7 protein-coding genes are annotated in these 18,108 nt (G+C 68.5%); 2 read left to right on the top strand and 5 right to left on the bottom strand.

The window, feature by feature from the left end; translation table 11 throughout:
• Positions 1–188: 188 nt before the first annotated feature.
• From mnmH to CAG31_RS07720, 3 genes are all read right to left on the bottom strand, one after another.
• Positions 189–1,292 (bottom strand): tRNA 2-selenouridine(34) synthase MnmH, encoded by a 1,104-nt coding sequence (gene mnmH, locus CAG31_RS07730; protein WP_085579568.1) that lies wholly within the window; start codon positions 1,290–1,292, stop codon positions 189–191.
• The gene (gene selD / locus CAG31_RS07725) at positions 1,292–2,326 is read right to left on the bottom strand and encodes a selenide, water dikinase SelD (protein ID WP_085579566.1); all 1,035 of its coding nucleotides are present in this window, start codon (positions 2,324–2,326) and stop codon (positions 1,292–1,294) included. Before selD ends, mnmH begins: the two co-directional genes overlap by 1 nt.
• Positions 2,327–2,521: 195 nt before the next feature.
• The gene (locus tag CAG31_RS07720; protein WP_085579564.1) at positions 2,522–13,039 is read right to left on the bottom strand and encodes an autotransporter-associated beta strand repeat-containing protein; all 10,518 of its coding nucleotides are present in this window, start codon (positions 13,037–13,039) and stop codon (positions 2,522–2,524) included.
• A gap of 688 nt (positions 13,040–13,727) precedes the next feature.
• Between CAG31_RS07720 and CAG31_RS07715 the strand changes: the two genes are divergently transcribed.
• Both CAG31_RS07715 and CAG31_RS07710 read left to right on the top strand, forming a co-directional pair.
• A complete protein-coding gene (locus CAG31_RS07715) occupies positions 13,728–14,687 on the top strand; it encodes a nucleoside-specific channel-forming protein Tsx (protein ID WP_085579561.1) in 960 nt (319 codons plus the stop codon).
• 15 nt (positions 14,688–14,702) lie between these two features.
• Positions 14,703–15,740 (top strand): purine nucleoside permease, encoded by a 1,038-nt coding sequence (locus CAG31_RS07710; RefSeq protein ID WP_085579559.1) that lies wholly within the window; start codon positions 14,703–14,705, stop codon positions 15,738–15,740.
• Between the two features lie 63 nt (positions 15,741–15,803).
• Here CAG31_RS07710 and asd read toward each other — a convergent pair whose 3' ends face one another.
• Together asd and leuB are read right to left on the bottom strand one after the other, a co-directional pair.
• Positions 15,804–16,916 carry an aspartate-semialdehyde dehydrogenase gene (asd, locus tag CAG31_RS07705; RefSeq protein ID WP_085579557.1) on the bottom strand — a complete coding sequence of 371 codons (1,113 nt, stop codon included), beginning with the start codon at positions 16,914–16,916 and terminating at the stop codon, positions 15,804–15,806.
• A gap of 66 nt (positions 16,917–16,982) precedes the next feature.
• Complete coding sequence (gene leuB / locus CAG31_RS07700; protein ID WP_085579555.1) at positions 16,983–18,065, bottom strand: 3-isopropylmalate dehydrogenase; 1,083 nt, start codon at positions 18,063–18,065, stop codon at positions 16,983–16,985.
• Positions 18,066–18,108: the final 43 nt, after the last annotated feature.

Below are 18,108 nucleotides of genomic sequence, written 5' to 3'. Positions count from 1 at the left end.
TGGCTCCCACAGGGATCCGGGTGAATGAAGGGTCTGCAGTCACCCCAGAACCTGTGGGGTCAGCTGTCTTGATCTTGCTCTGCGGTTCCCTCACTGACGCTATCGCCAGCAGGCTGGCTCCTACAGTTCTTGCCTGCGACACCGATCTGGGTGGGAGCCAGCCTGCTGGCGATGGGGCGGCCACACCATCAGCGCCGCTGACTCGCCCGCGCCTTCAAGTACTCAACCACCGCCTCCCGCTCCCCCGCGAACTCGATCCGTGCGCCCTTCTTCTCGCGCTGGAACACGTACATCGGATCGTAGTACTCGCGCAGCAAGCCCTCGATCCAGCCGCGGTGCAGTTCCACCGCGCCGCTGCGGCCCTGCTCGGCCAGGGCCTGCTCCATCAGTTCCAGCATCCGCCGGTGCCGCTCGCCGCCCAGGCGTTTGTGCACGTTGTTGAGGCTGTCCAGCAGGCGTTGCGAGAACAGCGCGAACCCCGCCTCGCCGTGCACCGCCGTGAACTCCGCCGACAGATCCACCACGTAATCGCGCAGGATGCGCTCCACTCGGTGGTCGAAACGGTCCTCCAGCCAGACCATCGGGTACTGCTGCATGCCCTGGTACAGCGGCAACGGCAGCGCGCAACTGCCGACCACCCGGCTCTCGTCCTCCAGCACGAACTGGCCGATGCCGGCGTCGCGCTTCTTGAGGATGTCGATGGCCAGGCGGTTCTCGAAATCGATGTTCGACGGCTGGCCGGTGGCGCGCTTGCCGAAGCTCGATCCCCGGTGATTGGCGTGGCCTTCCAGGTCCAGGCCGTTGTCGAGCCGCGCCAGCGCTTCGGTCTTGCCGGTGCCGGTCATGCCGCCCAGCAGCACGAAATCGCACTGGGCCACGGCCTGTTCGAGGGTGTCGATCAGAAAGGTACGCATCGCCTTGTAGCCGCCGCCGACCCGGGGGTAGTCGATGCCGGCCTCGTCCCGCAGCCATTGCTGAGTGATCTGCGAACGCAGACCGCCACGAAAGCAATACAGCAAGCCATCGGGGTGGGCCCGGGCGAAGTCGGCCCAGCCCTGGATGCGTTCGGCCTTGACCGCGCCGGACACCAGGCGGTAACCCAGTTCGATGGCGGCCTGCTGGCCGTGCTGCTTGTAGCAGGTGCCGATCCGTTGGCGCTCGTGGTCGTTCATCAGCGGCCGGTTGACCGCGCCCGGGAACGAGCCCTTGAGAAACTCGACCGGCGCGCGCGCATCCATCAGGGGCCGGTCGTTGAGGAAGATGTCGCGGTAATCGGTGCAGTCGAAGCGCATCAAACCACCTCGACCGCGTAGGTCTGTCGCTCGACCAGTTCGCCGATCGGCTCAAGGCTCAGGCCCAGTTCCGCCGCCACCGCGAGGAACTCGGCGTCGCCTTCGGGGGTGACGGCGATCAGCAGGCCACCGCTGGTCTGCGGATCGCACAGCACGCGCTTGTGCAACTCCTGCAAGCGGCCGATCTTGCTCGAATAGCTGTCGAAGTTGCGCAAGGTGCCGCCGGGCACGCAGCCCTGCTCCAGGTAATGCTCGATGCCGGCCAGGCGCGGCACCCGGTCATAGGCGATGCGCGCCGTCAGGTGGCTGCCGTCGGCCATTTCCACCAGGTGCCCGAGCAGGCCGAAACCGGTGACGTCGGTCATGGCCGTGACGCCGGCCAGTTTGCCGAAGCGGCTGCCGGGCTTGTTCAGGGTGCACATCCAGTCGCGGGCCAGGCCGATGTCGGCGTGGCGCAGCTTGCCCTTCTTCTCGGCCGTGGTGAGGATGCCGATGCCCAGGGGTTTGGTCAGGTACAGCCGGCAGCCGGCGGTGGCGGTGTCGTTGCGCTTCATGTGGCGCTTTTCCACCAGGCCGGTGACGGCCAGGCCGAAGATCGGCTCCGGCGCGTCGATGGAGTGCCCGCCGGCCAGCGGGATGCCCGCCGCGTCGCACACCGCGCGCCCGCCGCGGATCACTTCCCGCGCCACTTCCGCCGCCAGCACATTGACCGGCCAGCCCAGGATGGCGATGGCCATCAGCGGGTCGCCGCCCATGGCGTAGATGTCGCTGATGGCATTGGTGGCGGCGATGCGGCCGAAGTCGAACGGGTCGTCGACGATCGGCATGAAGAAGTCGGTGGTCGAGACCACGCCGCGCTCGGCGTCGATCTCATACACTGCCGCGTCGTCGCGCGAGGCGTTGCCGACCCACAGTTTCGGATCGAGGTTCTGCGCCCCGCTGCCCGCCAGGATCACTTCCAGCACCTGGGGGGAAATCTTGCAGCCGCAACCGGCGCCGTGGCTGTATTGGGTCAGACGAATCGGCTCGCTCATGGACAATTCTCAGGCTGTGGATGGGGCGGATTCTAGCAGAGGCGCCCGCCGCAAATGTTTCACGCGCTGCCCGACCTGTGCTCGGCTCAGGGCCGCTCCGCGCCCCGGCGGGAGCAAGCTCCCTCGCCACATCAGCCAGAAACAGGCAAAAAAAAGCCGCCCTTGCGGGCGGCTGAAGCGCTCCGGCCATGAAAGTCAGAAGCCTAGGCTGAAGCTGATGGTCATCGCATGGTCGTTGCCGTCGCCGGACAGTTGCCCGGAGTAGCCGATCCCCAGTTTGCCGGTCGGGCTGATCTGGAAGTCCACGCCGGCCTCGACGATGGCGCTGTCCTCGGCGATCGGCACGCCCTGGGTGCTGAACGAGGCGCCGCCGTCGATGAAGGTCAGGTCGGCGTCGGGCTGGGTGTCGCCGAAGGCATGCCGCCAGCCGATGGCCGCCCGCGGCGTGAACTGCCCGCCATTGGCCAGGGTGATCAGCTTGCCGGCGCGCACGCCGAGGGTGGAGAAGGTGATGTCCTGGTCGGCATCGGCCTTAAGCCGCCCCACCCCGCCCTTTTCCTTGGCCGAGTCGCTGTCGTAGTTGACGTAGGCCAGCCCGGCGAACGGCTCCAGCGCAATGCCGGCGGCCTCAAGCGTGTAGCCGACTTCGCCGAACACCTGGGCGCTGCGCGCGTCGTAATGGGCCTTCAACCGGTCGTTGTAGTTGCCGACGCTGACGTCGCGCTTGGTTTCGATGTCGTGCCAGCTGTAAGCCGCGCCGAGGCGCACCGCCAGGGCATCGAACTGCGAGCTCAGGTACGCCGCCAAGTGGTAGCTCTCGACCGTGGCGTCCGAGCGCCGGTCGTGGGCGTCGAGGTCGCTGCGGGTGTAACCGGCGGCCATGCCTGCGCGCCACTGGTCGTCGAGCTGCTTGTCGGTGCCGAGCAGGAAGCCCGAGAGGTTGCGGTCGAGCTTGGCGCTGTTGCTGTCGCCGTCCGACTCGCCCCACGCGCCGAGCGCGCGGATCCAGCCGACCATCTCGCCGTGGCAGCCGTTGCTGCTCAACTGGTTGTCGCTCGGCGCCAGGGCCCGGCGCGGATCGTCCGCTGCGCTGCACGACGGCTGGCGCATGCGGTCGTTGACCGCGTCGCGCACATAGCGCGAATCCTCCAGCACGGCGCTGGCGGTGCTGGCGTGGATCTCCCCGGACAGGCTGTCGAACGCGTTGCGCGCACCGGCCACGCTGAGGTTGACGATCTCGTTCTGCAACGCCGCCCCCGCCGCACCGTTGCGCGACAGGGCCGATGCCGTGCTGCGCTGGTTGCCGGTGGCCGCCACATCGGCGAACGAATTGCCGTTGCGGCTGACCGCCAGGTTCACCGCATTGGCGCTGTACACCAGGCTGGTGTTGAGGAACGCGTACTGCGGCAGGTCCGCCGAGCTGAAGGTGCCGGTGACGCCGCCGCCCGCCGTGATCAGCGAATACACGGTGCTGCCGGAGAACGGCGCCAGGCTGTTGACCAGCAGGCCGCCGCCGAGGGTCGCGGTGCCGCCGACGGCCAGGGGCGTTGCGGTCGGCGAGCTGACCGTCAGCGCCAGTAGGCCGTCGGCGGCGTTGGTCAGGTTGCCGGTGACGCTCAAGGTGCCGTCGGTGCCGCCGGAAGCCACCACACCATGGTTCACGATCGCGCCGACGCTGCCGTTGCCGCTCAGCGCTGCGCCGTTGGCCACGGTGACTTGCCCGGCCAGCGAGGCGCGTGCCGCGCGGCTGCCGACCTGCAGCACGCCTTGATCCACCGACACCGCGCCGCTGAACGGCTGGTCACCGGTCAGCAGCAAGCGGCCGGTGCCGCGCTTGGCCAGCGCGCCGATGCCGCTGAGCCGGCCGCTGAACTGGCCATCGACGTTCTGCTGGAACACCAGCGAAGCGTTGTCGAGGATGTTGCCTTGCAGGCTGGTGCTGTTGCCGATCAACGTGCCGCCGCTGACCGTGGTGCCACCGCTGTAGGTGTTGGCGCCGCTGAGCACCAGCGTGCCGGCGTCGAGTTTTTCGATGCCGCCGGTGCCCACCAGCGGCGCGGAGATTTCCGCGCTGCCCCCGGCATTGACCCGCACCGGCGCCAGGCTGCCGTCCGGCCCGTTGACCGGGGTCAGGCTGCCGCCGGCACCCGGCGTCAGGCTGTAGCCGCCGACCAGGAACTGCAGGCCGGTGAAGGCTTGGTTGCCGACCACGCTGACCGTGCCGCCCTGCCCGCCGAACACCGCGAACTGGCCGTTGGCGCCCAGCGCCTGGGTGCCGGTGGGGTCGGTCCAGTTGGTGCCCGGGCCCCACACGCCGCTGCCGCCGCCGATGCTGCCGTCGGGGTTGGTCTTGCCGCCGTTCCAGAACTGCACTTCGCCCGGCGAGCCCTGCACCAGCAGGTTGATCTGGTTGGCGAAGGCGGTCTGCAGCGACAGGTTGCCCGTCGGCACCGGCAGGCTGCCGTAGGTCAGGCCGTTGTCGGTGAGGGTGCCACCGTAGCTGAACAGTTGATAGATCCCCGTGCCGAAGCCGCCGGCGTTGGTGATGTTGAGGGTGCCGTCCAGCGTGAGGTTGCCGGCGACGTTGACCACCGTGGTGGAACTGGCGGCCGAGCCGAGGGTGAAGTCCAGCACGCTGCCGGAGGACAGCGCCAGCGATCCGACCGACAGCGGCGTCGCCGTGCCGCCGCCCAGCAGGGTCGCGCCGTTGGCCAGTTGCACGTTGCCGCCGAACTGCCCGCCGCCGCCGATCTTCGCCCCGCTGGCGACATTCACGCTGGCGCTGTTGAGCACGCCGTTGACCCGCAGCGTGCCGGCCTGCACGTCGGTGTTGCCGGTGAAGCCGTTGGTGCCGGTCAGCAGCAGCGCGCCGGTGCCGGTCTTGGTCAAGGTGCCGGCACCGGTGAGGTTGCCGGTGTAGGTGCCGTCGCTGTTCTGCTCAAAGGTCAACGCCGCGTTGTTGACGATGGCCCCTTGCAGGCTGCTGGTGTCGCCCCGGGTGCTGCCGCCATTGAGCGTGGTGCCGCCGGTGTAGCTGTTGGCGCCGCTGAGCACCAGGTCGCCGCTGCCGTTCTTCACCAGGCTGCCGTTGCCGCTGATGGCGCCGATCAGGCTGGTGTTCTGGTTGCCGGCCAGGGTGAGCTGCGCGCCCAGGCCGATGGCGTTGGCCAGTTGCAGTGCGCTGGCGCTGTCGAGGGTGGCGTTGCCCAGGACGCTGAGCGCGCCGCTGCCGAGTGCGCTGTTGTTGCCCAGGATCAGCGAACCGCCGGACAGTTGCGTGCCGCCGCTGTAGGTGTTGTTGCCGTTGAGGGTCAGGCTGGCGGCGCCGGCCTTGGACAGGCTGCCGCTGCCGCTCACCGTGCCGTCGAGGGTCAGGGCGTTGCTGCCGGCGATGGCCAGCCCGCCGTTGAGCACCACGGCGTTGGCCAGGGTGACGGCGGTGTTGTTGTCCAGCGCCGTGCCGCCTGCGGCGGTCAATGTGCCCGTGCCGAGGGCCGCGTCGTTGCCCACCACCAGTTTGCCGCCGCTGAGGGCGGTGCCGCCGGTGTAGCCGTTGGCGGCGTTGAGCACCAGGGTGCCGGCGTCGTATTTGCCCAGGGTGCCGCTGCCGTTGAGCGCCACGCCGAGGGTGGCGGTGGCGTTCGGGTCGACCCGCACGGTGGCGTTGCCCAAGGAACCGTTGACCAGATTCAGCGAACCCGCCGTGCCGTTCTGCAGGCTGTAGCCGTCGGTGACGAACTGCAGGCCGGTGACGGTCTGCGCGCCGTTGACCGTCACGGTGCCCGCACTGCCCTGGAACACCGCGAAGCTGTTGCCCCAGGCCTGGTTGACGGTGCCGTTGACGTCGGTCCAGTTGGTGGTGCCGCTGCCCCAGGTGCCGCTGCCGCCTTCGATGGTGCCGTTGCCGGTCAACTGGCTGCCGTCCCAGAACTGCACGGTGACGCCTGGTGCTGTGACCAGCAGGTTGATCTGGTTGCCGACGCTGGTCTGCAATTGCAGGTCGCCCGGGGTGACGCTGCCCGGCAAGGTGCCGAACAGCAGGCCGTTGTCGGTCAGGCCGCCGGTGTAGTTGATGATCCGGTAGACCCCGCTGCCGAAGCCGCCCAGGTCGCTGACGTTGAGGGTGCCGTCCAGGGTCAGGTTGCCGTTGACGTTGAGCAGCGCGCTGCCGCCGCCGGACACCGGCGCGCCGAGGCCGACATCCAGGTTCGAGTTGCCGCTGAGCGCCAGCGAGCCCACCGACAGTGCGCTGCCGGTGGCCAGGGCCAGGTGCCCGCCGTCGGCCACGGTGACCGCGCCCGCCAGGCTGCCGGAGCCGCCCAGGGTGCCGCCGCTGTTGACCTGCACATTGGCGCTGTCCAGCGAACCGTTGACCCGCAGGGTGCCGGCGCCGACCGTGGTGTCGCCGGTCAGGGTGCTGGCGCCGCTCAGGGTCAGGGTGCCGGTGCCCAGTTTGTTCAGGGCGCCGCTGCCGGTGAGGAGGCCGTCGAAGGTGCTGCTCAGGTTGTTGCCGCCGATGCTCAGCGACTGGCCGGCGCCGACGTCGGCGGTGCCGCTGCCGGTGAGACTGGCGATGGCCGCCGAGCCGCCGAGGTTGAGGGTGCTGCCGCCCGCGAGGTTGACCCCGGCGTTGTTGCCCAGCGCCGCGTTGCCGACGGTAGTGAGGCTGCCGGCCTGCACGTCGAAGGTGCCGCTGAAGGTGTTGGCGCCGGTCAGGGTCAGGTCGGACGCGCCGTTCTTGGTCAGCGTGCCGGCCCCGGCGAGCACGCCGCCCAGGGTCAGGTCGTTGCTGCCGGCCACGGTCAGGTTGGCGTTGACGTTGACGTCGTTGCCCAGCACCAGTGTCGAGGTGTTGTCGAGAGTCGAGGCGCCCGCCACGGTCAACGCACCGGAACCCAGTGCGCCGGCGGTGCCGAGGGTCAGGGTGCCGGCGTTGAGCGTGGTGCCGCCGCTGTAGGTGCCGGTGCCGTTGAGGGTCAGGTTGGCCGCGCCGTTTTTCACCAGCCCGCCCGTGCCGCTGATGGCGCCGCCCAGGGTCAGGTTGTTGCTGCCGGCCACCGTCAGGTTGGCGTTGAGCACCAACGCGTTGCCCAGGGCGAACGCGCCGCTGCTGTCGAGGCTCGAAGCGCCGGCCACGGTCAGGTTGCCCAGGCCCAGGGCGGTGGCGCTGCCGACGGTCAGGGTGCCGGCGTTGAGCGTGGTGCCGCCGAGGAAACCGTTGGCGCCGGACAGCGTCAGGTTGGCCGTGCCGTTCTTGGTCAGGCTGCCGGCGCCGTTGATGGCCCCGGCCAGCGTCAGGTTGTTGCTGCCGGTGACGGCGAGGTTGCCGGCCAGGTTCACCGCGTTGTTCACCGAAACGGCGCTGGCCGCATCCAGCGTGGTGCCGCCGGCCGCGTTGAGGGTGGCGGAACCGAGCGCCGCGTTGGACGCCAGGATCAGCCCCCCGGCGTTCAGCGCCACCGGCCCCAGGAAGGCGTTGTTGCCGCCGAGGGTCAGGTTGGCCGCGCCGTTCTTGATCAGGCCGCCGGTGCCGCCGATCACACCGTTGAGCGTCAGCGCATTGCTGCCCGCCACGGTCAGGTTGCCGTTGAGGGTCACGGCGTTGCCCAGGGTGACCGCCGCGTTGCTGTCCAACTGCGTGCCGGTCGCCGCCGTCAGCGTGCCGGTGCCCAGCGCGGTGTTGCTGCCGACCACCAGTTTGCCGCCGTCCAGCGCGGTGCCGCCGCTGTAGCTGTTGGCGCCGTTGAGGACGAGGGTGCCGCTGTCGAGCTTGTTGAGGATGCCGCTGCCGTTGATGCCGACGCCGACTGTCGCGGTCACGCCCGGATCGACCCGCACCGCCGTGGTGCCGCCGGTGCCGTTGACGGCGGTCAGTTGCCCCGCCGTGCCGTTGACCAGGCTGTAGCCGTCGGTGGTGAACTGCAGGCCGGTGAACAGTTGCGTGCCGTCCACCGTCACGGTGCCGGCCGTGCCCTGGAACACGCCGAAATCGCCGGCCCAGGTCTGGTTCAGGGTGCCGTTGACGTTGGTCCAGTTGGAGCCGGCGGCGTTCCAGGTGCCGCTGCCGCCGTCCACCGAGCCGTTGGGCACGGTCTGGCTGCCGTCCCAGAAGCGGATGTTGGCGTTCGGCGCCGACACCAGCAGGTTGACCTGGTTGCCGACCGAGGTCTGCACCACCAGGTCGCCGAGGCCGAAGCCGACCGGCACGCTGGCCACGTCCAGGCCCAGGTCCGTCAGGCTGCCGGTGTAGTTGATCAGGCGGTACACGCCGACGCCGAAACCGCCGGCGTCGGTGACGTTGAGGTTGCCGTTCAGGGTCAGGTTGCCGCCGACGTCGATCAGCGAGGTGGTCGACGGCGCGGCCAGGGCCACGTCGAGGTTGCCGCTGGCGCCGAGGATCAAGCCGCTCGCCGACAGTTGGTTGCCCGAAGACAGGGCCAGGTGGCCGCCGTTGGCGACGTTCAGCTGGCCGAGGACTGTGCCGTTGCCGGTGAAGGTGGCGCCGCTGCCGACATCCACCTGGGCGCTGGCCAGCGAGCCGCTGAGGTTCAGGGTGCCGCCGCTCACCAGGGTGTTGCCGGTCAGCCCGCTGATCCCGGTGAGGTTCAGGGTGCCGGTGCCGACCTTGGTCAGGCCGCCGCTGCCGCTGACGTCGCCGTCGAAGGTGCTGGTGGTGCTCACCCCGCCCACGGTCAGGGTGCTGCCGGCGCCGACCTGCACGCTGCCGCTGCCGCTCAGGCCGCCCACGCTCGCGTCGCTGCCCAGGTTGAGGCTGGCCCCGGCGCTGATGGCCGCGCCCGAGGTGTTGCCCAGCGCGCCGCTGCTCAGGGTCGAGACACTGCCGGCGAGGATGTTCAGCGCACCGGTGAAGGTGTTGCTGCCCATCAGCGTCAGGTCGTCGAGGCCGCTCTTGATGAGGTCGCCGGCGCCGCTGACCACGCCGCTGAGCACCAGGCTGTTGTTGCCGGCCACGGTCAGCCCGGCGTTGAGGGTGATGTCGTTGCCCAGCACCAGGGCCGAGCTGTTGTCCAGCGTCGCCGCCCCGCCGACGGTGAGCGCTCCGCTGCCCAGCGCCGCCGGGGTGCCGAGGGTCAGCGTGCCGGCATTGAGGGTGGTGCCGCCCTGGTAGGTGTTGATGCCGTTGAGCGTCAGGTTGGCCGTGCCGTTCTTCACCAGCGAGCCCGTGCCGCTGATCACGCCGCCCAGGGCCAGGTTCTGCGAACCGGCCACGGTCAGGGCGGCGTTGAGGGTGACGGCGTTGTTCAGGTTGACCAGCGCCGAACTGTTGTCCAGGGTCGCGGCCCCGGCGACGGTCAACGCGCCGCTGCCCAGCGCCGAGCTGTTGCCGACGGTGAGCGTGCCGGCGTTCAGCGTGGTGCCGCCCGCGTAGGCGTTGGTGCCGTTGAGGGTCAGGTTGGCCGTGCCGTTCTTCACCAGGCTGCCGACGCCGTTCACCGCACCGCCCAGGGTCAGATCCGCGGTGCCGCCGATGTTCAGGGCGCCGGCCACGTTCACGGCGTTGCCCAGACTGACGGCGGTGTTGGTGTCCAGCGTGGTGTTGGCCGCTGCGTTCAGCGTGCCGCTGCCCAGCGCGGTGCTGTTGCCGACGATCAGTTTGCCGGCGTTGAGCGCGGTGTTGCCGAAGTAGGTGTTGGCGCCGTTGAGGATCAGGTCGGCGGCGCCGTTCTTGATCAGCCCGCCGACGCCGGACACCGTGCCGGTGAGGGTCAGCGCATTGCTGCCGGCGACGGTCAGGTTGCCGCCCAGGCTGACGTTGTTGGCCAGGCTCGTGGCCGTGCTGGCGTCCAGCGTGGTGCCGGCCGCCGCGTTCAGGTTGCCGACGCCCAGCGCCGTGGCGGAGCCGACGATCAGCGTGCCGGCGTTGAGCGAGGTGGAGCCGGTGTAGGTGTTGTTGCCGGTCAGGGTCAGGCTGGAAGTGCCGGTCTTGATCAGCCCGCCGGCACCGTCGATGACGCCGCCCAGGGTGAGCGCGTTGCTGCCGCCGGCCGAGAGGTTGGCGTTGAGGGTGATGGCGTTGCCCAGAGTGACCGCACCGCTGCTGTTGAGGGTGCTCGCCCCGCCCACGGTCAGGGCGCCGCTGCCCAGCGCCGCCCCGTTGCCGACGGTCAGGCTGCCGGCGTTGAGGGTGGTGCCGCCGCCGTAGGTGTTGCTGCCGTTGAGGGTCAGGTTGGCCGTGCCGTTCTTGATCAGCCGGTTGGCGCCGCTGACCACGCCGTCCAGGGTCAGCCCGTTGCTGCCGCCGATGCTCAGGTCGGCGTTGAGCACCACGTTGTTGGCCAGTGCCACGCTGGTGCTGCTGTCCAGGGTCGCGGCGCCGGTGACCGTCAGATCGCCGCTGCCCAGCGCGCCGGCGTTGCCGACGGTCAGGGTGCCGGCGCTCAGGGTGGTGCCGGCCAGGAAGGTGTTGGCGCCGTTGAGGATCAGGTTGGCGGCGCCGTTCTTGGTCAGCCCGCCGCTGCCGCCGACCACCCCGCCGAGGGTCAGGTTGGCGCTGCCGCCGACGTTCAGGTTGCCGCCCAGGGTGACCGCGTTGCCCAGCGACACCGTGGTGTTGGCGTCAAGCGTGGTGCCCGCCGCCGTGCTCAGGCCGCCGCTGCCCAGCGCCGTGTTGGCGCCGACGATCAGCGTGCCGGCGTTGAGCGAGGTGCCGCCGGCGAACCCGTTGCTGCCGCCCAGGGTCAGGGCGGCGGTGCCGTTCTTGACCAGCCCGCCGGCACCGTTGACCACGCCGTTGAGGGCCAGGGCCTGGGTGCCGCCGATGACCAGGTTCGCCGCCAGGTTGACGGCGTTGGCCAGGCTCACGGCGGTGGTTGCGTCCAGTGTGGTGCCGGCCGCCGTGTTCAGTGCGCCGGTGCCCAGGGCGGTGTTGCTGCCCACGAACAGCGTGCCGGCGTTGAGGGCGGTCGCGCCGCTCTGGGTGTTGTTGCCGGTCAGGGTCAGGCTGGCCGCGCCGCTCTTGGTGAGGCCGCCCGTGCCGGAGAGCACGCCGCCCAGGGTCAGGTTGTTGCTGCCCAGCACGGTGAGGCTGCCGGTCAGGCCGACGTTGTTGTTCAGGGTGACGTTGGCGGTGCTGTCCAGGCTGGTGCCGGCGGCCGCGTTCAGGGTGCCGCTGCCCAAGGCGTTGTTGTTGCCGACCCGCAACGTGCCGGCGCTCAGGGTGGTGGTGCCGCTGTAGCCGGTGTTGACGCCGCTGAGGGTGAGGCTGCCGCTGCCGGTCTTGGTCAGGCCGCTGGCGCCGGTGAGCGCGCCGCTCAGGGTCAGCGCCCCGGCGCCGCTGGCGGTCAGGGTGCTGTTGAGGGTGATGGCGTTGGCCAGGTTGACGGTGCCGGGCGCTGTCAGGGTCGCTGCGCCGCCGATGGTGACGGTGCCGCTGCTGAACGCCTGATCGTTGCCCACCTGCACGCTGCCGGCGTTGATCGTGGTGTTGCCGGTGAAGGTGTTCGCCGCCCCCAGGCTCAATTGGCCGGCGCCGGACTTGGTCAGGCCGCCGGCGCCGGACAGCACGCTGGTCAGGCTCAGGTCGTTGGCGCCCTGCACCGTCAGGCCGCCGGCGCCCAGGGTGATCAGGTTGCCCAGGCTCAGGCCGGCGCTGCTGGCCTGGAGGATCCCACCGTTCGAGGTCAATACGCCGCTGCCGAACGCCGCGTTGTTGTTGAACTGCACCACCCCGCCGTTGAGGGTCGAACTGCCGCTGACCACCGGCCCCTGCAAGGTCCAGGTGCCGCTGTTGACGGTGAGGTTGTTGAAGTTGACGTAGGTGGCGCTGGACACCGTGCCGCTGCCGCTGGTGCCGCCGCCTACGCCGAGGGTGTTCTGCAGCACCAAGGCGTTGGTGCCGCCGGCGCCGCCGTCGATCTGCCCGGTCGGGGCGAACGTCAGGTTGACCCCGATCAGCCCGCCGAGGCCGACGGTGACCTGCACGCCGTCGCCGACGTTGACACTGGAACCGGTCACCGCGGTGAAGGTGTTGGTGCTGTTCGCCCCCATCGACACGCTGCCGGTGATGCTACCGGTGTTGGTGAACGTGTTGCCGGCGGCGGACGTCTCGAACGCCACCCGGCCCTGCACGCTGCCGTTGTTGGTCATGCTCACCGTCGAGCCGCCGTACACGCCCACCACCGGGGTATCGGCCAGGCTGATGCCGCCCACCGACAGGCCGGTGGAGGTGATGGTGCCGTTGTTGGTGATGCTGGTGGTGCCGGCGGCGGCGTTGTTCACGCCGATGCCCAGGCCGTCGATGCTGGTCAGGTTCAGGCCCAGCAACATGCCGGTGCCGCGGATGATGCCGCTGGCGTTGTTGAGGACGTTGACCGTGCTCGCCGCGCCGGTGCCGATGAACGCGCCGCCGCTGAGCACCGACACCAGCCCCAGCAGCGCCGGGTCCAGGGTGCCGGAGTTGTTCAGGGTGATGTTGACCCCGGTCAGGTCCAGCACCCGGCCGCCGAGGGTGGCGTTCATTTGCGCGCCGGCGTTGACGTTGACCGTCAGGCCGTTGGCCGCGCTGGCGTAGTTGTTGAGGAACAGCGGCAGGCTCGGCACGCCGGTGCAGGTCACGGTGGAGCCGGCCACCGAACAGGTGGCGAGCGCCGGTTGGCTGACGCCGCCGAACAGCAATCCGGCGACGCTCAGGTGCACGGCAAGGGACAGTGGGGAAAAACGCGAAACGAGGGCGATAGCGGACCTTGCGTGCACGGGCTACTCCTTGTCGTGGCCAAAATCTTCCTTGAGGGGCGTGCTGGCGCATCGCTTATTCCGCACGCGAATCAAGACTGCGACGGTCATCACAAAACCGTGACATTCCCGACACACGCTAGTTGATGCCCCGCGATGGGGCATTCTTCAAATGGTGTTAATACTTTGGCGCTAGATGCTTTTGAAATATGGATCCAGATCCACGGCCTGCGCGGGGTTCGGGCCTTTTTTGGGGAGCCTGCCTGGTGGCGATGGCGGTATGTCAGGCAACAGAGATGTCGGCCGTCCCGGCCTCATCGCTGGCAAGCCGGCTCCCACAGGTTTTTTGTGGTGGGCACAGACCCTGCCAGCACCCCGGAGACCTGTGGGAGCCAGCCTGCTGGCGATGGCGGCGTGTCAGGCAACAGAGATGTCGGCCGTCCCGGCCCTATCGCTGGCAAGCCAGCTCCCACAAGGTTTGTGGTGAACGTAGATCCTGCAAACACCCAGGATACCTGTGGGAGCTGGCTTGCCAGCGATGGCGGTGGATCAGGCACCGGCGATGCCGGGTTGGGATGCCAGATCTGCGGGCTCTTTGAAAACTGGTATGGCTTGTGCAAACGTTTGCGGGCCGTTTATCCCGGCCATTTCGACCCAGAACCGTACAAGCCCGGAATTCCGGGCCTGGATCCGCAAAAAAGGACTTTGAATGCACGTTCCCTCCTGCCGCCCTGCCCGCGGCGCGCGCACGTTTGCCGTTTCCCTGCTACTGGCCGGCGTTACCGGACTTCTCAGCGACAGCCTTCTGGCGCAGCCTGCGCAGGGCGAAGAGTCGGCCCAGGGCGAAACCCTCAGCCCCGAAGCCAGCCCGCCGAAAAAAGGCGCCTACCTGTCGGACTGGTACAACCAGAACCTGACCCTGATCGGCAGCAAGGACATCAGCTTCGGCCCTCGTCCGGCCGACGACATCTACCTGGAATACGAGTACTTCGGCCGCAAGGGCCCGTTCGAGCTGTACGGCTACATCGACATCCCGAAGATCTTCAACATCGGCAACAGCCACGACAAAGGCGTGTGGGACCACGGCTCGCCGGTGTTCATGGAGCACGAACCGCGCATCTCCATCGACTATCTGGCCGGCCGCAGCCTGGCCATCGGCCCGTTCAAGGAGTGGTACGTGGCCTTCGACTGGATCTACGACCACGGCAGCAACAGCGCCAACCGCGCCAACACGCTCTACAGCGGCCTGGGCACCGACATCGACACCCATTCGCGGGTCAACCTGTCGGCCAACCTGTACGGCCGCTACCAGTGGGAGAACTACGGCGCCAGCAACGAGTACTCGTGGGACGGCTACCGTGCGCAGCTCAAGTACATCGTGCCCATCGACCGCTTCAGCAACGGCGCGTCGCTGACCTACATCGGCTTCACCAACTTCGACTTCGGCTCGGACCTGCACAAGGACAACCCCGCCCGCACCGCCAACGCCACGGTGGCGACCAACGTGCTGCTGTACTCGTTCACCCACCTGCGCTTCACCCTGGTGGGCCGTTACTTCCACAACGGCGGCAACTGGGAGGACGGCAGCGAGCTGAACTTCGGCGACGGCGACTTCCGTGCACGCTCAAACGGCTGGGGCTACTACGCCGGCATCGGTTACCAGTTCTGATCACAGGAGGTTTTCATGAAGGCAATGACGCGTGTTTCCCTGGCCGCTGCGGCCCTGCTCTCTTCCACCGCCTGGGCGGCGACTGCGCCTGCCCAGCCCGAGCCGCTGCGGCCCAAGGTGGTGCTGATCACCATGTTCGCACCCGAGGCGCAGCACTGGATCGACCGCCTGCACCTGACCCAGGAAGTCCGCGTGCCGGGGCTGTCGGCCGAGTACCCGACGGTGCGCTGCAATGCCCGGCAGGTGTGCCTGATGGTCACCGGCATGGGCCAGACCAACGCCGCCGCCTCGACCCTGGCCTTGGCGCTGTCGCCGCAGTTCGACCTGCGCAAGAGCTACTTCCTGATCGCCGGGATCGCCGGCATCAGCCCCAAGCACGGCACCCTCGGCACCGCCGCGTGGGCGCACTACCTGGTGGAGTTCGGCACCCAGTGGGAGCTGGACGCCCGTGACGCGCCCAAGGACTGGCCGACCGGCTACCTGGGCATCAACACCCGCGGCCCCAACGAAAAGCCGCCGCTGGACTACAAGACCGAAGTGTTCGAGCTCAACCCGAGGCTCCAGGCCAAGGCCTTTGCCCTGAGCCGCCACGTCGCGCTCAGCGAAAGCAAAGAGTCGGCGGCCTGGCGCCTGAAGTACCCGCAGGCCCCGGCCAACCAGCCGCCGACGGTGACGCAATGCGACACGCTGGCGGGCAACACGTGGTTCTCCGGCACTCGCCTGAGCGAGCGGGCCGAGGTCTGGACGCGGTTGCTGACCGACGGCAAGGGCGAATACTGCACCACCCAGCAGGAGGACAACTCCACCTACGAGGCCCTGCTGCGCGCCAGCCGCGAAGGCCGGGTGGACGTGCAGCGCCTGGCGGTGGTGCGGGCCGGCTCGGACTTCGACCGCCCCGCCCCGGGCGGCAGCGAAGTGGACAACCTGCTCAAGTACGCCGATCAGGGCGGTTTCGCGCCGGCCCTGGAAAACCTCTACCGCACGGGCAATCCGTTGGTGCAGGACATCCTCGAACACTGGCCGGTGTGGGAAAAGGGCGTGCCGGACGCTTGATCGCCGGGCAAGAAAAAACCCGCACCTTTGGCAAGGTGCGGGTTCGTTCGTTTCAACGTCGGATCAACGCTCCAGCAGGATCCGCAGCATGCGGCGCAGCGGCTCGGCCGCGCCCCACAGCAGTTGGTCGCCGACGGTGAACGCGCCGACGAACTGCGAACCCATGTTCAGCTTGCGCAGACGGCCGACCGGGATGTTCAGGGTGCCGGTGACCTTGGTCGGGCTCAGCTCCTGCATGCTGATGTCGCGGTTGTTCGGCACCAGCTTGACCCAAGGGTTGTGCTGGCTGATCAGCCCTTCGATGTCGGCGATCGGCACGTCCTTGTTCAGCTTGATGGTCAACGCCTGGCTGTGGCAGCGCATGGCGCCGATGCGCACGCAGATGCCGTCGACCGGGATCGGGCTCTTGAAGCGGCCCAGGATCTTGTTGGTCTCGGCCTGGGCCTTCCACTCTTCGCGGCTCTGGCCGTTCGGCAGTTCCTTGTCGATCCAAGGGATCAGGCTGCCGGCCAGCGGCACGCCGAAGTTCTCGGTCGGGTAGGCTTCGCTGCGCATGGTTTCGGCCACGCGGCGGTCGATGTCCAGAATCGCGCTGGCCGGGTCGGCCAGTTGGTCGGCCACGGCGGCGTGGGTCGCGCCCATCTGCTTGATCAGCTCACGCATGTTCTGCGCGCCGGCGCCGGACGCCGCCTGATAGGTCATGGCGCTCATCCACTCCACCAGGCCGGCCTCGAACAGGCCGCCCAGGCCCATCAGCATCAGGCTGACGGTGCAGTTGCCGCCGATGTAGTTCTTGGTGCCCGCGTCGAGCTGCTGGTCGATGACCTTGCGGTTGACCGGGTCGAGGATGATCACCGCGTCGTCGTTCATCCGCAGGCTGGACGCCGCGTCGATCCAGTAGCCCTGCCAGCCGGCTTCGCGCAGCTTGGGGAAGACTTCGTTGGTGTAGTCGCCGCCCTGGCAGGTCAGGATCACGTCGAGGGTCTTGAGCTCTTCAATGCTGTAAGCGTCCTTGAGCGGAGCAATGTCCTTGCCCACGGACGGGCCTTGGCCACCGACATTGGAAGTGGTGAAAAACACCGGCTCGATAAGATCGAAATCCTGCTCTTCCAGCATCCGCTGCATGAGCACGGAACCGACCATGCCGCGCCAACCGATCAGACCTACACGTTTCATCGCAACTACACCTTATTGAAAAGTGGGCCGCTGCTTCGCATTGAATTTCGCAGCGGGCCCGAGAGATTACAGATTCCGCAGCGCGGCGACTACTGCGTCACCCATTTCCTGCGTACCGACTTTAGTGCAACCGGTCGAAAAGATGTCGCCGGTGCGCAGGCCCTGGTCCAGGACCACGCTGACGGCCTTCTCGATCGCATCGGCCGCGTCCTGCAGATTGAAGCTGTAACGCAGCATCATCGACACCGACAGGATGGTCGCCAGCGGGTTGGCGATGCCCTTGCCCGCGATGTCCGGCGCCGAACCGTGGCAAGGCTCGTACATGCCCTTGTTGTTGGCGTCCAGCGAGGCCGACGGCAGCATGCCGATGGAGCCGGTGAGCATCGACGCTTCGTCGGACAGGATGTCGCCGAACATGTTGTCGGTGACGATCACGTCGAACTGCTTCGGTGCGCGCACCAGCTGCATGGCGGCGTTGTCGACGTACATGTGGCTCAGCTCGACGTCCGGGTAGTCCTTGGCCACCTGCTCGACCACTTCGCGCCACAGCTGGCTGGAGGCCAGGACGTTGGCCTTGTCCACCGAGCACAGTTTCTTGCCGCGCACGCGGGCCATGTCGAAGCCGACGCGGGCGATGCGGCGGATCTCGCTTTCGCTGTACGGCAGGGTGTCGTAGGACTGACGCTCGCCGTTCTCCAGTTCACGGGTGCCACGCGGAGCGCCGAAGTAGATGCCGCCGGTCAGCTCGCGGACGATCAGGATGTCCAGGCCGGCGACGATCTCAGGCTTCAGGCTCGACGCGTCGGCCAGTTGCGGGTAGAGGATCGCCGGGCGCAGGTTGCCGAACAGGCCCAGTTGCGCGCGGATCTTCAGCAGGCCGCGCTCAGGGCGGATGTCACGCTCGATGGTGTCCCACTTCGGGCCGCCCACGGCGCCCAGCAGCACCGCGTCGGCGGCACGGGCGCGCTCCAGGGTCTCGTCGGCCAGCGGCACGCCGTGCTTGTCGATGGCGGCGCCGCCGATCACGTCGTGGCTCAGCTCGAAGCCCAGGCCGTACTTGTCGTTGGCCAGTTCCAGCACCTTGACCGCCTCGGCCATGATTTCCGGACCGATGCCGTCACCCGGGAGAATCAGAATCTGCTTGCTCATGCTTTCCTCATGTCTTCAGTCGGTGCGCCGCTGACCGGCGCGC

Origin of the sequence: Pseudomonas sp. R25(2017) (assembly GCF_002112565.1) — a bacterium.
In the GTDB taxonomy this organism is placed as follows: Bacteria; Pseudomonadota; Gammaproteobacteria; order Pseudomonadales; family Pseudomonadaceae; genus Aquipseudomonas; species Aquipseudomonas ekonensis.
The sequence above is the reverse complement of the archived record's forward strand: the minus strand, read 5'-3'. Positions and strand labels throughout refer to the sequence as shown.

Coding starts and splice junctions, on each gene's coding strand:
- mnmH (WP_085579568.1), bottom strand. CDS start 1,292: ATGCGCTTCGACTGCACCGATTACCGCGACATCTTCCTCAACGACCGG.
- selD (WP_085579566.1), bottom strand. CDS start 2,326: ATGAGCGAGCCGATTCGTCTGACCCAATACAGCCACGGCGCCGGTTGC.
- CAG31_RS07715 (WP_085579561.1), top strand. CDS start 13,728: ATGCACGTTCCCTCCTGCCGCCCTGCCCGCGGCGCGCGCACGTTTGCC.
- CAG31_RS07710 (WP_085579559.1), top strand. CDS start 14,703: ATGAAGGCAATGACGCGTGTTTCCCTGGCCGCTGCGGCCCTGCTCTCT.
- asd (WP_085579557.1), bottom strand. CDS start 16,916: ATGAAACGTGTAGGTCTGATCGGTTGGCGCGGCATGGTCGGTTCCGTG.
- leuB (WP_085579555.1), bottom strand. CDS start 18,065: ATGAGCAAGCAGATTCTGATTCTCCCGGGTGACGGCATCGGTCCGGAA.